This window comes from Bombella favorum (assembly GCF_014048475.1).
Lineage (GTDB): Bacteria > Pseudomonadota > Alphaproteobacteria > Acetobacterales > Acetobacteraceae > Bombella > Bombella favorum.
Window position 1 is genome coordinate 52,049 of sequence record NZ_NWUS01000003.1, and the last position, 14,603, is coordinate 66,651.

10 protein-coding genes are annotated in these 14,603 nt (G+C 57.9%); all 10 read left to right on the forward strand.

Going from position 1 to position 14,603, the window contains the following annotated elements; genetic code table 11:
- Positions 1-4 precede the first annotated feature (4 nt).
- The 10 genes from argF to CPA57_RS07305 all read left to right on the forward strand — a co-directional run bounded on the left by argF (position 5) and on the right by CPA57_RS07305 (position 14,469).
- On the forward strand, positions 5-973 hold the full coding sequence (gene argF, locus CPA57_RS07260; RefSeq protein ID WP_182082160.1) for an ornithine carbamoyltransferase: 969 nt from the start codon (positions 5-7) through the stop codon (positions 971-973).
- Between the two features lie 60 nt (positions 974-1,033).
- Positions 1,034-2,014: an Hsp33 family molecular chaperone HslO gene (hslO, locus tag CPA57_RS07265; protein ID WP_182082161.1), complete on the forward strand. Its 981-nt coding sequence runs from the start codon at positions 1,034-1,036 to the stop codon at positions 2,012-2,014.
- Entirely contained in the window at positions 2,011-3,105 is a 1,095-nt protein-coding gene (locus CPA57_RS07270; protein ID WP_182082162.1) for a hypothetical protein, read from the forward strand. The genes hslO and CPA57_RS07270 overlap by 4 nt, the downstream gene beginning before the upstream one ends.
- Positions 3,092-3,946, forward strand: coding sequence for a hypothetical protein (locus tag CPA57_RS07275; RefSeq protein ID WP_182082163.1), 855 nt, complete (start codon positions 3,092-3,094; stop codon positions 3,944-3,946). The genes CPA57_RS07270 and CPA57_RS07275 overlap by 14 nt, the downstream gene beginning before the upstream one ends.
- Positions 3,947-4,088: 142 nt before the next feature.
- Positions 4,089-4,871 (forward strand): gluconate 2-dehydrogenase subunit 3 family protein, encoded by a 783-nt coding sequence (locus tag CPA57_RS07280; protein WP_182082164.1) that lies wholly within the window; start codon positions 4,089-4,091, stop codon positions 4,869-4,871.
- 5 nt (positions 4,872-4,876) lie between these two features.
- On the forward strand, positions 4,877-6,670 hold the full coding sequence (locus CPA57_RS07285; protein WP_182082165.1) for a GMC family oxidoreductase: 1,794 nt from the start codon (positions 4,877-4,879) through the stop codon (positions 6,668-6,670).
- Positions 6,671-6,729: 59 nt separating this feature from the next.
- Positions 6,730-8,043 carry a c-type cytochrome gene (locus CPA57_RS07290; RefSeq protein WP_182082323.1) on the forward strand — a complete coding sequence of 438 codons (1,314 nt, stop codon included), beginning with the start codon at positions 6,730-6,732 and terminating at the stop codon, positions 8,041-8,043.
- A gap of 290 nt (positions 8,044-8,333) precedes the next feature.
- Positions 8,334-11,603: an efflux RND transporter permease subunit gene (locus CPA57_RS07295; protein ID WP_182082166.1), complete on the forward strand. Its 3,270-nt coding sequence runs from the start codon at positions 8,334-8,336 to the stop codon at positions 11,601-11,603.
- Positions 11,603-12,802 carry an efflux RND transporter periplasmic adaptor subunit gene (locus tag CPA57_RS07300; RefSeq protein WP_182082167.1) on the forward strand — a complete coding sequence of 400 codons (1,200 nt, stop codon included), beginning with the start codon at positions 11,603-11,605 and terminating at the stop codon, positions 12,800-12,802. The genes CPA57_RS07295 and CPA57_RS07300 overlap by 1 nt, the downstream gene beginning before the upstream one ends.
- A gap of 8 nt (positions 12,803-12,810) precedes the next feature.
- Positions 12,811-14,469 (forward strand): efflux transporter outer membrane subunit, encoded by a 1,659-nt coding sequence (locus CPA57_RS07305; protein ID WP_182082324.1) that lies wholly within the window; start codon positions 12,811-12,813, stop codon positions 14,467-14,469.
- Positions 14,470-14,603 lie beyond the last annotated feature (134 nt).

A 14,603-nucleotide genomic window follows, 5' to 3' on the forward strand; every position in this document is an offset into this window, starting at 1 on the left:
CTGCGTGAGCACCACCAAGGCCTCATCGCCCCGTCACTTTCTGGACATCAAGGATCACTCCACAGAGACCTTACGGCATATCCTCACACTCGCCGCACGGGTTAAGATGCTCCAGCAGGGCCGTAAGCACCCGCTCTGCCCTGGTCTGCCGCTGGCAGGCCGTGCATTGGGGCTGATGATGTCCCGCCCCTCCACCCGCACCCGTGTCTCTTTCGAAGTCGGAATGAAACAGCTGGGCGGGACCGTTAATGTCCTGTCCCCTTCCGAAATGCAGCTGGGTCGTGGTGAAACCATTGCCGATACAGCCCGCGTCCTTTCTCGCTTTCTGGATGTTATCACGCTGCGTACCGGTACGGATGCCAACCTACGGGAACTAGCCCGCTGGAGTAGCGTGCCCGTCATCAATGGGCTGACGCCTATCTCCCACCCTGTGCAAATTCTGGCCGATATCCTCACCTTTGAGGAACATCGTGGCCCGATTACCGGCAAAAAGCTCGCATGGATCGGCGATGGTAACAATGTTGCCACCTCCATGATCGAAGCAGCGGCTCGTTTGGGCTTCTCCCTACATCTGGCCACACCGGAAGGGGAGTTCACCCCCTCCGAAACCGCCGTGAACTGGGCTCGGGAGAATGGCGGTGACATCCAGCTGACACACGACCCCAAGGAAGCCGCAGAAGGTGCGGATGCTGTCATCACCGATACATGGGTCAGCATGGGGGACAAGGATGCGGAAAAACGCCTCAAAATTTTCCGCCCCTACCATGTGGATGAAGCCCTCATGGCGCTGGCGTCTCCGCAGGCCCTGTTCATGCACTGCCTGCCTGCCCATATAGGGGAGGAAGTTAGCGAAGCCGTGTTCGAAAGCCCGGCTTCCGTTGTGTTTGATGAAGCAGAAAACCGCCTGCACGCCCAGAAGGGGCTCCTGCTCTGGTGCATGGAAAAGGATGACCTTTCAGCCTATCAGGGTTAACCCTTCCTCCTGATGCCTCCTCCAGCGGGATGAGGCATCAAGGCAGGCCCGACAGAGAGGATGATCACCCCGGTGACAGAGACCACCACCTCCCATCGCCCGCATGATGTACCCGACCTCACGGTCGCCCATGCCATCACACCGTTCCATCTCGGCCATGTGCCAGTACGGGGACGGCTCATCACACTTGGCCCGCTTGCCGGTGCCATTCTCTCCCGCCATGATGAGCTGCCGGAGCCGGTGCGCCTTCTTGGTGGGCAGGCCCTTGCCCTCGTAGCGGCAATGGCAACGGCACTCAAATTCAAGGGCTCCTTCTCCCTTCAGGTCAAGGGAGATGGGCCTGTCTCCCTGTTTCTGGCCGACTGCACGGATACGGGCGAACTGCGTTTTACGGCTCGCATGGCTGAAGACTATACGCTTCCCCTCCCCAATGACGCCTCCGGGCTACTGGGCAAGGGGTATATGGCCTTCACGGTAGATCAAGGGCCGGATACGGACCGCTATCAAGGTATTGTCGGGCTGGAAGGCCCTAATCTGGCCAGCATGGCCGAGCATTACTTCCAAACTAGCGAGCAACACGACTGCGCCATCCACCTCTTTTCCCGCCATACAGAAGCAGGATGGCAGGCTGGTGCTCTGGTACTGGAGCGTCTACCAGACAGCACCCCCATTGCGGGCAATGATGACCATAAACCCTCCGACGCCACCATTCAGGACCTGTGGGAAACAGCCTGCACCTTTGGGCAGACCCTCACAGCGGACGAGCTATTCGACCCAGGCCTTGCACCCACTACGCTCATTAACCGCCTATTCGGCACTTTGGGGGTAGAATTGGCCCCGGCCCGGCCGCTTTCCTTCGGCTGCCGGTGTAGTCGGGCTCGGCTTCAAGGTGTGTTGGAGCGCTTCAATAAGGATGATCTCGACCATATGGCGCAGGATGGTGTGATCTCTATGGAATGTCACTTCTGCAACACCGCCTTCACCTTCAACAGGGACAATCTGCCCGATAGTGCAGAAAAAGGTGACGCTGGCGCATCATGACAGCAGAGTTGCCAGCATCTCTCCGGCGGGATGGAAAGCCACTCCGGCAGCTCTATCCCGGCTGGCATGTCATCGGGCGACACTGGGCGCCTGCGGGGTTGGATGTCCTCATTCTCCGCCATAGACAGACAGAGCAGGATGTCTGCTGGTGGCTTTCCCCGGATGATAACCTCCTTGCCTGCCACGCTCTAGCACTGGATGCCCATTGGGGCGGCCGGGTCATGGAGGCCATCACTCCGGGCCTCCAACAACTCAGCACAACCTTGCTGGGTAAGGTTACCCCTCTACCAGAAGAGGCCCACTTCCCACATGACGCTCTGGCTCCGCTGGCCCGCCTTCCGCATGCGGCCTGCCTCCAGCTGATCGGCCTCTGGTTCCGCACCGTCTGTACGGAACTGCGCCTCCTGCCTCCTTCTGTTCTGCTCGAACAGGATGACACACCGCCTGAAGGCGAGGAGACTGAGGATAATTCACCCCCCTTTTCCCCCAAACTTATTAAGGCTCTGCTAGAGACCCGCCCTGCCGGCCCCCATACGCTGACTTGTTCGCCTTTCAGTGGCCGTATCGTACGGGCCGAACTGACCATGCCGACAGAGAAGGGGGTGGCCTGCCGCTTCAGCGATGAAAGAAACGGACAGACTTTCTATCTCTTCTGGCCTACTCTGACAGAAAAAAGCGAAACTCAGGCAACGCCTGCTCCGCTCTTTTATCATCCGCAAGAGCAACTCCTGATAGGGGATGGAGCATTAACGCCGCTCGTACCCATCTTCCTCCTCGCATGGTTCATCAATCATCCTCATTGCATTGAGGAACTGAAACATGCCCGCCCCTTCCGGCTGGAAGATTATGGCGTAGGGCGGGCCTCCGCCTTGTGGGAAGAAATTACGACAGTTTCTTCCGCCTCCTCCTGTGAAGAACACGAAGAGGCTGGACAAAGCCGGACATCTTTTCCATTTTCTTCTAAACTCTGGGTGCAGTCCTCTATCCTAGAGGCAGGCCGGAAGGCAGGCCTGCCGGACCGGGAGCAGCTCACCCCGCAGAATCACGAAAAGAAACCAGGCGCCGGACATGAAAACCATGACAAACCATAGTGCCAGAAGACCGCATCTGACCAGCCGCATGCGGCTGCGTCCCTCTTTCTCCACTCTGGGGCTATTCTGCGGGCTAGCTCTACTGGCTGGCTGTGCCTCCAGCAATCCCAGCGAGGAAACCTTCCCCACACCGGATTACAGCTATCTGCCCCCTCTTAACCTGAATGTCAGTCAGGTTAATGTTGGCAATCAAGCCCAGCCGGACAGTGATGATATTTCCTCCAAAAGTCCGACAAACCCTGCCGATACACTCACCCTGATGGCTCATCAGCGTCTGCACGCCATGGGGTCATCCGGTACGGCTAGCCTCACTATCACCAAAGCAGAAATGACCAAAGCTCCGCACCATGCGCTCAGCGGAAGCTACACGGTCAAGCTGAACCTTAATGATACAGCCCATAATCATCATGGCTTCATCACGGCCCATGTTCAGCGCACGATTGATGCCCCTAGCGACCTCGGGCTGGAGCATAACCTCCATACACTCAATACCCAGCTGATGGACGACATGAATGTCGAGCTGGAGTATCAGGTGCGTAGTCATCTTGCTTCCTGGTTGACCGATGCAACAGGCACCCCTCTGGATGCCACAACCATTCAGAGCCAAGACCTGGGCAGCACGGACCTCTCTGCCCCCAACGCAACGGCACCTCAGTCCTCGGCCGGTACTGCTGTGAGCGGGGCCACTGCAACAGCTGGACAGGCTGCCAGCCATGCCACCACTTCCGCAAACGCCGCCATCAAAGGCTGGCAACAACCTGCTACGGCGGAAATGGGGCAAGCACCCTCAACAGGTCGACTTCACTCCCCTCCGCCGGGTGTTCTCACACTACCCCAATAAAGGGAACAGAAAGCGGAACGCAGAAAAAAGACATTCAGTAGCGGGGATGACAGCGGCTTAACTTGTTTTCTGCTGTCTTTTTTCCCATTCTGCCCCTCTGCTGGATGTTTCTTTACTTTCTTGAACCGGGCTGCGCTGTGCGATGACATCATCTTCTCCTCTTCCCCCCCGCGGTGTTTTTGCCCCGCTGTCCCGACGTGGCTTCATGGGGGGGGCCGCTTCCCTTTCCAGCGTTCCCCTACTCAGCCATGCGGCCAGAGCGGATGAAAAAAGCACAGGGCAGCAACCCAGCACACCAGATGATAACCCGGCCCATTACAAGCCTATCTTCTTTAATCCAGAAGAATATCTCTTTCTCTGCCATGCCTGCGAGCGCATCCTTCCGCAGGATGAAAACGGGCCGGGAGCACAGGCTCTTGGTGTGCCCCGCTTCATCGACCGGCAGATGACCACACCCTACGGTCATGGCGACCTCTGGTACATGAAGGCCCCTTTCGTAAATGGTCCACCCGAACTGGGCTATCAGCTGCCTTACAGCCCGCAGGACCTGTATCGTGGGGCCATCACACCCATCAACACCTATTGCCTCATGACCTATCACGCCATCTTTGCCGCCCTCTCCCCAGAATGGCAGGATGATGTACTGCATACCCTGGAAGACAATAAGCTCTCTTTCAATGAGATTCCCGGTGCTACCTTCTTCGAGCAGCTACGTACCAACACATTGGAAGGTGCCTTCTCCGACCCTGCTTATGGTGGCAACTACGCTATGGGCGGCTGGAAGATGATGGGCTTTCCCGGTGCCCGAGCGGACTTTATGGACTGGATCAATCAAGAAGGGGCTCCCTATCCTCTGGGGCCGGTTGGTATGCCTCCCAAACCCGACCCTTATAGCCCCTCTTTCCAGAATGATGAGGAGGGCTGACCCCCATGCCGGACCAGACATTTCCTCCCGCAAAACCAGATGTTGTTGTCATCGGTGCTGGCTGGGCAGGCAGCATCATGGCCAAGGAACTGACAGAAGCAGGGCTGAACGTCACCATGTTAGAGCGTGGGCACGATCACAGCACAGCCGTTGAGGGGACCTATCCCGGGTCCATCGATGAGCTACGAGGGGCTGTACGCAAACGTCTCTTTCAAAAACTAGCTCACACCTCCCTGACCATCCGCAACAAACCGAACGAGACTGCCCTACCCTACCGCCAACTAGCAGCGTTCCTGCCCGGCGAAGGAGTCGGCGGGGCTGGGCTGCATTGGTCGGGTTGCCACTTCCGTGTCACGGAGGATGACCTCCGTCTGCGTAGTGCCACCATCGAACGCTACGGGCAGAAGTTCATCCCCAAGGACATGCATCTTCAGGACTATGGCATCAGCTACAAAGAGCTAGAACCGTTCTTCGACAAAGCAGAAAAGGTCTTTGGCACCTCTGGAGAAGCCTCTTCCGTTCAAGGGAGAAAAACCGGGCAAGGCAACATCTTCGCACCAGACCGTTCCGACCATTTCCCCTTACCAGCCATGGCAGACACCTTCTCGGCTAGTGTCTTCCGCAAAGCAGCCAGTGAGGCAGGCTTCCACCCCTATAGTATGCCTGCTGCCAATGCATCCCAACCCTACACCAACCCCTATGGCTGCCAGATGGGCCCCTGCAATTTTTGCGGCTATTGCAGTGGGTATGCCTGCTACCTCTACTCCAAAGCCTCACCCAACGTGAACATCCTGCCCGCCCTGCGGCAGGATAAACGCTTCACCCTTATTACGCAGGCGCAGGTGCTGGAGATCATGCTGGATGATACCCGCAAGAGAGCCACCGGTGTGCGGTATATCGACCTGAAAACTGAATCCGAGCAAGTTATTGAGGCTGATCTGGTCATTCTCAGCGCATTCCAGCTGAATAATGTTCACCTCATGCTGACATCTGGTATTGGCAAGCCTTACGATCCAGTCAGCCAAACCGGGACCATTGGCCGCAACTTCACCTACCAGACTATTACTTCGTCCCGTGTCTGGCTGCCTGAAAATCGCTTTACCAATCAGTTTGTCGGTGCTGGTGGCGGTGGTGTAGCCATTGATGATTTCAACCATTCCGGGCTTGATCGTGGCAAGGCCGGTTTCATTGGCGGCTCCCCTATCTGGGTGAATCAGGCGGGCCTAAAACCTATTACAGCAGCACAGAACAGTGGTGGAAAAGGCGCACCTCGCTGGGGCAGTGCTTACAAAGCCGCCATGATCGACCAGTACAAACATTCCCTCGCTATTGATGCTCACGGTAGCAACATGGCCTATCGGGATGTCTATCTCGACCTAGACCCCACATGGCGCAATGCTTACGGCCAACCCATGCTGCGGATGACCTTCACCTGGAAGGACAACGACATCCGCATGAACCAATTTGTCGTCAACCATATTGGCGACATTGCTCAGGCCATGGGGGCCACGAAAACCAGCCTGAACAGCCTCCACCCCGGCCAACCCTTCGATAGCCGTGTCTATCAGACGACCCATCTCAATGGGGGGGTCATTCTAGGGAATAATCCAAAAACTAGCGCTCTGAACCGGTATCTTCAAAGTTGGGATGTCTCGAATCTGTTCGTCATCGGCTCCAGCGCCTTTCCTCAAGGGATGGGCTACAATCCGACCGGGCTGGTGGCGGCGCTGGCCTATTGGTCTGCCTACCATATCCGCCAGACCTACCTCCGTAATCCCGGCCCGATGGTACATGCCTGATGTCCTTGCTTCTCCCTTCCACCAGCACGAAACGCATGTTCTCCCTCCGCCCCCTGTTAATGGTAGGGTTAGGTTTGCTGGGCATCATGGCGACCGCCCTGCCAACCCGGGCTGCACGGGCTGACGATGCCCCTCTGCCTGCTGGGGTGATTGAAGAAGGCCATTATCAAGCCATTCTGGGCGACTGCGCTGCCTGTCATACCCAGCCGGGCCGTCCTGCCTATAGCGGCGGAATGCCCTTCAAACTGCCTATGGGGACCATCTACTCCACCAACATCTCGCCGGACCCCGTTCACGGTATCGGCCATTATTCCGAGGCAGAATTCGCCCGGGCTGTTCAGCTCGGCATCCGCAAGGATGGCAGTGCGCTCTACCCGGCCATGCCTTATCCATCTTACGCACGTCTAAGCAAAGCAGACATCCACGCCCTCTATGTCTATTTCCAGCGGGGCGTTACGCCGCAGCCGGTTGACCCGCCCGCCAATGGAATCATCTGGCCGCTCTCCATGCGCTGGCCGTTGCATATTTGGCGATGGCTGTTCTCTCCCTCCGTCCAGTCTGCCCAGCTACGCACCAACAACCAGTTTTCCGACCCTGTGCTTGCCCGTGGGGCCTATCTGGTAGAAGGCCCTGGCCATTGCGGCGCCTGCCACAGCCCCCGTAGCATTACCCTTAATGAGAAAGCCCAGACCGCCAAGGATGGGCCACTCTTTCTCTCCGGCGGCGGCGTGGTGGAGCAATGGGTTGTTCCCTCCATCCGGCAAGAAAACCGCACAGGACTGGGCCGCTGGAGCGAAGAGGATATTGTGGAGTTTCTCCGCACAGGCCGGGCACGAACAGGTGCTAGCTTTGGGGGTATGACACCTGTCATCCTTCATAGTGCCCATGCCTTTAAGGACGCCGACCTACACGCTATCGCCCGTTACCTCATGCTGCTGGCCCCCGCCCAGAAGGAAACACCTTGGGTCTACGACCCTTCAACAGCAGCCATGCTGCGCCGTGCCGACATGTCCCAGCCGGGTGCACAAATTTACATGGACCGCTGCGCCGCCTGCCATCGTACCGACGGAGCAGGCTATGGGACGGTCTTCCCCCCGCTAGCCGGGAATCCAGTCGTCATGACGGCAGATGCCACCTCGCTCATTCATATCGTCCTGGCAGGTGACAGCACTCACGCCCTACATACATCGCCCTCTGCCTTCACCATGCCGGGTTTTGCAGACACACTTTCCGACAAGGACATAGCCGACGTTGTCAGCTTCATACGGAAGAGCTGGGGCAATAACAGCAAGAGCGTGAAAGACAGTGCCGTACGGCGCATTCGCCGCTCCATGCCACAACCGGCAACTCCCGAGCAGCGTCCTAAGAACTGACACCCGAACAAACAAAACAACAGCCACGATCAGCCTCCTGCCGCTATGGTTGGGGGCTGGTTTGTTTTTGTGACCTTTTTGTAATCTGCAACACATGTCAAAGACTGCCTCACAAGAGCCTTCACCAGCAAGAAAAAGCCGCCTTGCAAGAGCCACAGCTACCCGTGGAATTCCTTACAGGGATGTCATAAAGCAGACTAAAACAGTATTTAATTCGCCTTATCGCCCTTTTTGCCTAAGTTGTTCCAACTTCCTTCTGCCTCTGGAATAAAACTGGAACAGTCAAACCCATGAATGCCATTGTCATCACCGCCCTGAAGCGGCCTCTGACCTTTGTGGTACTGTCCATCCTGATCGTGATGTTCGGGGTGATGTCAGTCTTCAAAACACCGACTGACGTCTTTCCGAATATCAAGATCCCGGTGGTCTCTGCCGTCTGGACCTATGGCGGGATGCTGCCTGAGGAATTTGCAGGCCGTATCATCTACAACTACGAGCTGATGGTGACCTCCACTGTGGAGGGCATCGAACATATGGAATCCAACTCCTATTATGGGCGTGGGATTGTAACCATCTTCTTCCAGCCCGGGTCTGAGATTGGCGAAGCAGAGGCGGAAGTAACCGCCATTTCCCAGACCGTCATCAAGCAGCTACCGGTGAACATCCCTGCCCCGATGATCATGCGGCTAGATGCATCTTCTGTTCCGGTTATCTCGTTGCAGATCACCTCGGACAAGCAGACACCGTCCGACCTCTACAAGCTGGCGATGATCCGTGTCCGCCCGCTTCTCGTCACTGTTGAGGGGGCCGTGGTACCGCACCCCTATGGCGGGATGGATAGCTTCGTGATGGTCACGCTGAATCAGGACCAGCTCCGGGCGCACCACCTCTCGGCCATGGACGTGCAAAATGCCATGCATGACCAGAACATCGTCCTCCCTGCTGGTGACCAGAAGATCGACGCTGTGGACTGGATGGTGCAGACCAACGCCACCCCCAAAAGCATGAAGGCCATCGGCAATATTCCGGTCAAGCGGGTGGGCAATGCGGTAATCTACGTTCACGATGTGGCGGATGTTTACCGAGGCGGCCATCCACAAACCAACCTTGTTCTCGTCAAAGGGCGTCAGGGTGTTGAAGTTGTCGTCATGAAGAGTGGCGAGGCCTCCACGCTGGATGTTGTGGATGGCGTGAAGAAAGCCCTCCCCCGCTTGCGGGCCGTCCTGCCGGATGACGTGAAAGTCAGCATCCTGACCGATGCCTCCATCTTCGTGAAAGATGCCATCAAGGACGTGGTGCGGGAGATGGTCACCGCCGCCTTCCTGACAGGTATCGTGGTGCTGCTCTTCCTCGGGTCGTGGCGTTCTACCGTCATCATTGCGACCTCCATCCCGCTGGCCATTCTATGCTCGGTCATCGGGCTGGGCTGGGCTGGTGAATCCATCAATGTCATGACACTCGGCGGGCTTGCTCTGGCCGTTGGTATCCTCGTAGATGACGCCACGGTGATGATCGAGAACATCGACACCCACCTGGAGATGGGCAAAGCACTTGAGCCTGCCATCATTGATGCGGCCAACCAGATCGTGACGGCAACCTTTGTCTCCACCACCTGCATCTGCATTGTCTGGCTGCCCCTGTTCGAACTGGACGGCGTGGCAGGCTATCTCTTCCGCCCTATGGCAGAAGCCATCATCTTCGCCATGATCGCCTCGTTTGTCCTCTCCCGGACGCTCGTCCCGACAATGGCAAAGTATCTGCTGGCCAATCACAGTCACGGCCAGAACATCCCCGACAAGGAGCAACACATCGCTGATGCCAACAATGCAGCGGCAGCAGCAGGGCACCCTATCCAGCGTGGGGATGGCACGGACAGCCACAACCGCCCCGCCCCCCTGCCGACACACAGCGGTGTCATGGGCTTCTTCATCCGCTTTCAGCAAGGGTTTGAAAAACGGTTCAACAGCTTCCGGGATAGCTACTACGCCCTGCTGGTCCGCTGTGTAGAACAGCGCAAAATATTTGTCGGCGTCTTCCTTGGCCTCTCGATCCTTTCACTAGGGTTATACTTCACGGCTGGGCGGGACTTCTTCCCAGAGACGAAGTCTAATGCGCTCCAGATGCATATGCGTGCTCCGCTAGGTACCCGTATTGAGGTTGCCGGACGCATTGCCGCTCTGGTCTCCGACCGCATCGAGCATGATCTACCCGGGCAGGTCGAAGAGATCGTCAGCAACTGTGGCCTGCCAGAAGGGGCGCATAACCAGGCCTTCATCCCCACTCCGACCATCGGAACACAGGATTGCGACCTGACAATAGCCCTGAAGGATGAAGCCTCCCCTGTTTGGGATTATCGTGCCCTACTGCGGAAGGACCTATCCGCCCGCTTCCCCGGCACGGTCTTCACCTTCCAACCGGCGGACCTGACAGCCAAAATCCTCAACTTCGGCTCTCCCGCACCGATCGACATTCAGATCAACGGGCCAGATATTGCGGATAATTATGATTATGCCCGCAAGATCATAACGCGTCTGCGCCATATTCCGGGTGCTGCCGATGTCGTCATCCAGCAAACGATGAAGACACCAACCCTGATGATCCGTGGCAACCGGACCTTCAGCCAGGCCACCGGCCTGACCGAAGCCGACCTCGCCAACAACCAGCTGATGACGCTTTCTGGCTCCAGCACGGTGGACCCACAGTTCTGGCTCGACCCCAGCAACGATGTCACCTTCCCGCTGAACACCTACGTCTCGCAGGACCAACTAACGCATCTGAGCGACCTGCTGACCATTCCGGTGGATAAGGGCGATGGCAACCCAACCGGGACGGGCGACCAGCTTCTGGGAAGCATCAGCACTGTCGTGCCGACTGGCACGCCGGGTGAGGTCTCTCACTTCAACTCCATGCCGGAGGTGGACATCTATGTCTCCACCGAAGGGCGAGACCTTGGTGCTGTCCTAACGGACGTCAAGAAGGTCATCAACGACACGAAACCCCTGCTGCCCAAAACGGCTGCGACGGAGATTCACGGGGCCGCCGTGACCATGTATGGGGCCTACAGCCAGCTTGTTATCGGGCTGATGGTTTCTGTCGTGCTGATCTATCTGCTGATTGTCGTCAACTTCCAATCCTGGATGGATCCATTCATCATCATCACGGCTCTGCCGGGTGCGCTGGCAGGGATCGCCTGGGCCTTGTTCCTAACCGGAACACGCCTGTCCGTCCCGGCCCTAACGGGTGCCATCATGTGCATGGGGACCGCCACAGCGAACTCCATTCTTGTGGTGTCCTTCGCCAGAGAGCGGATCGAAATGCATGGCGATGCCCTCCGGGCGGCAACAGAAGCCGGACGGGAACGTATCCGCCCCGTGCTGATGACCGCCCTTGCCATGGTGGTGGGGATGATCCCCATGGCTACCTCCAACTCCACCAATGCCCCACTGGGCCGGGCCGTGATTGGCGGGCTGATTGTCGCCACGCTTTCCACACTGCTCTTTGTTCCCTGTGTCTATGCAATCCTTCACAACCGTAATGCGCGTCATAAGGAGACCGTCTGATGGCCAGCATGTCCCGTAAACATAAATTACTGCTTGGCCTGATCGCCCTAGTGCTTGGCCTGTACGTCGTCGTGCTTCTGCTTGGCCGCATCACCCATAATGCCCATCTGCATGATGTCGCCGAGGAAAGTGCCGTGCCTAACGTGGCCGTCATCCTTCCCCACAAGGCAGACAGCAAAGTGAGCCTCACCCTCCCAGGCACAATTGACGCCTGGTATCAAGCCCCGATCTATGCGCAGGTCTCCGGCTATGTGAAAATGTGGTACAAAGATTACGGTGCCGTCGTCCATCAAGGTGACGTGCTGGCCGAGATCAACGCCCCAGCACTGGATGCCCAATACGCCCAGGCTCTGGCTGATCTAGACGCCCAGAAGGCCAAGTATAATCTGGCCTCCGTAACAGCCAACCGTTGGCGGGCAATGGGCCACTCCCAAGCTGTGTCTGGTCAGTCTGTCTCCGTTGCCACGGCAGATGAACAGGCCGCCTATGCCAAGATGGAGGCAGCCCAGCGCAATGTGGACCACTTCGCCGCACTGGAGAAGTTCAAGCAGATCGTGGCTCCGTTCGATGGCGTCGTGACGGCCCGTTCCATCAATGTGGGTGACTACGTCAACAGCGGGGGCGGGCAGCTCAACGCTGCTGGTGGGGCCTCCGAACTCTTTACCGTTGCCGATACACACCGCCTGCGTCTCTTCATCTCCGTACCGGAAATCTTCTCCTATATACTAACAGACGGGCTGACGGCGGAGATCCACGTGCCGCAGTATCCCGACCGCACCTTTACGGCCAAGTTCCTGACGGCCTCCCTCGGCTATGACCCCAACACCAGAACGGCCGTCTCTGAATTTACGCTGGACAATGCCGACCACGCCCTCTGGCCGGGGACCTTCGCCTCCGTCTCGCTGAAGGCCAACAACAATGCCGCCCATCTGCTGAAGATTCCCACGGGGTCCCTCGTCTTCCAGGAGAAAGGAATGCAGGTTGCCACCGTGGATCAGAAAAACACCGTTCATTTCAAGAACATCCGTGTCGGCAAGATGGCGGATAGCTCCACCGAGGTTCAAGCCGGCATTACGGCGGATGACCGCATCATCAACAACCCGCCTGCCGACCTGCTGGAGGGCGACCCCGTCCATATCGTGACACCTGCCCGGGGCTACAATCAGAGTGGCTGGGAAGAATCCGGAGATGATGACTAATGACCACCATGATCTCTGAACATGTCTCCTCCATAAAGAAGGCTCGCCACAAACTGAGCCGTCTGTCCCGTCGGGCTGCCTTAGGTGGCGGCCTGCTGGCCCTGACGAGCCTTGGTGCCTGCGACCTTGCCCCACGCTACGAACCGCCGCATTTTGTCGTACCGGATAGCTGGGAAGGGCAGGCTCCCTTCGCCGTTGCCAAACCGGCTGATACAGCCCTACCCAGCGACTGGTGGACCCTCTTCCGTGACCCACTACTGAACGAGCTGGAAGATAGAGCCATTGCGGAGAATGGCGACCTTCAGGCAGCGGCGGAACGGTTCCTTCAGGCCCGGTCTCTCGTCGCCAAAGCACGGGCAGACCTGCTCCCCCATCTCAGCCTTGATGCAGGCGGGTCGGATAACAAACAGTCGGCAGATAGGCTTTTCCGTAACGGGGCCACCCTAACCCAGACGCAGGAAGAATATGCCGGTCTAGCCTCGTGGGAGCCGGACATCTGGTCCTCCATCCGCAACCGTGTCCGCATGAACCGGCAGGCTGCCCAGCAGGAGGCCGCCCGCTTTGCCATGGCAAGGCTGAGCCTGGAGGCCGAACTGGCGACCGACTATATCCAGCTGCGTGGCTATGATGCACAAATCGCCATCTACCAGCAGTCCATCGCCTATTATAACCGAGCACTGGATGTCACCCGCACCCAGCTGAAATACAAGGCCGCCCCACGGCTGGACCTCGCCCGTGCGGAGGCCCAGCTCTACACCACGCAGGCGGCCCTGTACGACATTCAAGCTGCCCGTGAGGTTACAGAACACGCCATTGCCGTTCTAACCAACAGTGCGCCCTCCAGCTTCCATATCGACCCGGTCAAAGCACTGGACTTCCACCAGCCTGCCATCCCTACGGGTGTACCCTCCGGCCTGCTCCAGCGGCGGCCTGACATTGCCAGTGCAGAGCGTGAAATGGCACAGGCAAACCGGGCCATCGGCATTGCCCGTGCCGCCTTCTACCCGCATTTCTCCCTCAATGCGGATGCCGGGTTCGAGGCCAATGGCTTCAAGCTGGCTAATCTGGCCAACTCGCTCTGGACCTACGGTGCCCGCATGAACATCCCGCTCTTTGATGGCGGCGTGCATCGGGCAGAGCTCCAGCGGTCATGGTCAGCTTACCGGGAAACACGGGACCAGTACCGCACGACCGTTCTCTCCGCCTTCCGGGAAGTGGAGGATGGTCTCTCCCGCACCAACCGCCTGAATCTGGAAAACCAAGCTCTGGAAAAGGCCGTCAATGCTAATCTGGAAACACAGAACATGACCATGACGCTCTATCAGGGCGGCGTGGGCACCTATCTGGATGCCATTTTCAGCCAGGAAAACACCCTCCACAGCCGCATCACGCAGGTGGAAGTAGCCACGAGGCTGTATCAGGCTGACGTCTCGCTAATTCGCAGCCTTGGCGGCGGGTGGGACTCTAAGAACCTTCCCACAATGGCCGAGACGCTATCGGTCGGTGCCTTCCAATATGAGGGGCTGCACCACCCCAAGCAGGTTGGCGACGTCAATGCCTCCGAACATCCTGAAGCGCATGAGGACCTAACCCATGATGCCCCGGATGCCGTAGGCCGTGGCACTAATGCCCACCTCAAGCCGCTACCTATCGGGGCGATGCCCTGAAGCAGAAAACAGCTCCACCTGCCACATCCGGCGGGTGGAGTCTTCTGGTGCGACCATCCACTTTTCTTCCCGTCATTGGTGACATCTGATACAGCCTGAGGGCAAAGTTCCATCACCTGTTAGGAAGATCATCC

Coding starts and splice junctions, on each gene's coding strand:
- hslO (WP_182082161.1), top strand. CDS start 1,034: ATGATCACCCCGGTGACAGAGACCACCACCTCCCATCGCCCGCATGAT.
- CPA57_RS07270 (WP_182082162.1), top strand. CDS start 2,011: ATGACAGCAGAGTTGCCAGCATCTCTCCGGCGGGATGGAAAGCCACTC.
- CPA57_RS07275 (WP_182082163.1), top strand. CDS start 3,092: ATGACAAACCATAGTGCCAGAAGACCGCATCTGACCAGCCGCATGCGG.
- CPA57_RS07280 (WP_182082164.1), top strand. CDS start 4,089: ATGACATCATCTTCTCCTCTTCCCCCCCGCGGTGTTTTTGCCCCGCTG.
- CPA57_RS07285 (WP_182082165.1), top strand. CDS start 4,877: ATGCCGGACCAGACATTTCCTCCCGCAAAACCAGATGTTGTTGTCATC.
- CPA57_RS07290 (WP_182082323.1), top strand. CDS start 6,730: ATGGTAGGGTTAGGTTTGCTGGGCATCATGGCGACCGCCCTGCCAACC.
- CPA57_RS07295 (WP_182082166.1), top strand. CDS start 8,334: ATGAATGCCATTGTCATCACCGCCCTGAAGCGGCCTCTGACCTTTGTG.
- CPA57_RS07300 (WP_182082167.1), top strand. CDS start 11,603: ATGGCCAGCATGTCCCGTAAACATAAATTACTGCTTGGCCTGATCGCC.
- CPA57_RS07305 (WP_182082324.1), top strand. CDS start 12,811: ATGATCTCTGAACATGTCTCCTCCATAAAGAAGGCTCGCCACAAACTG.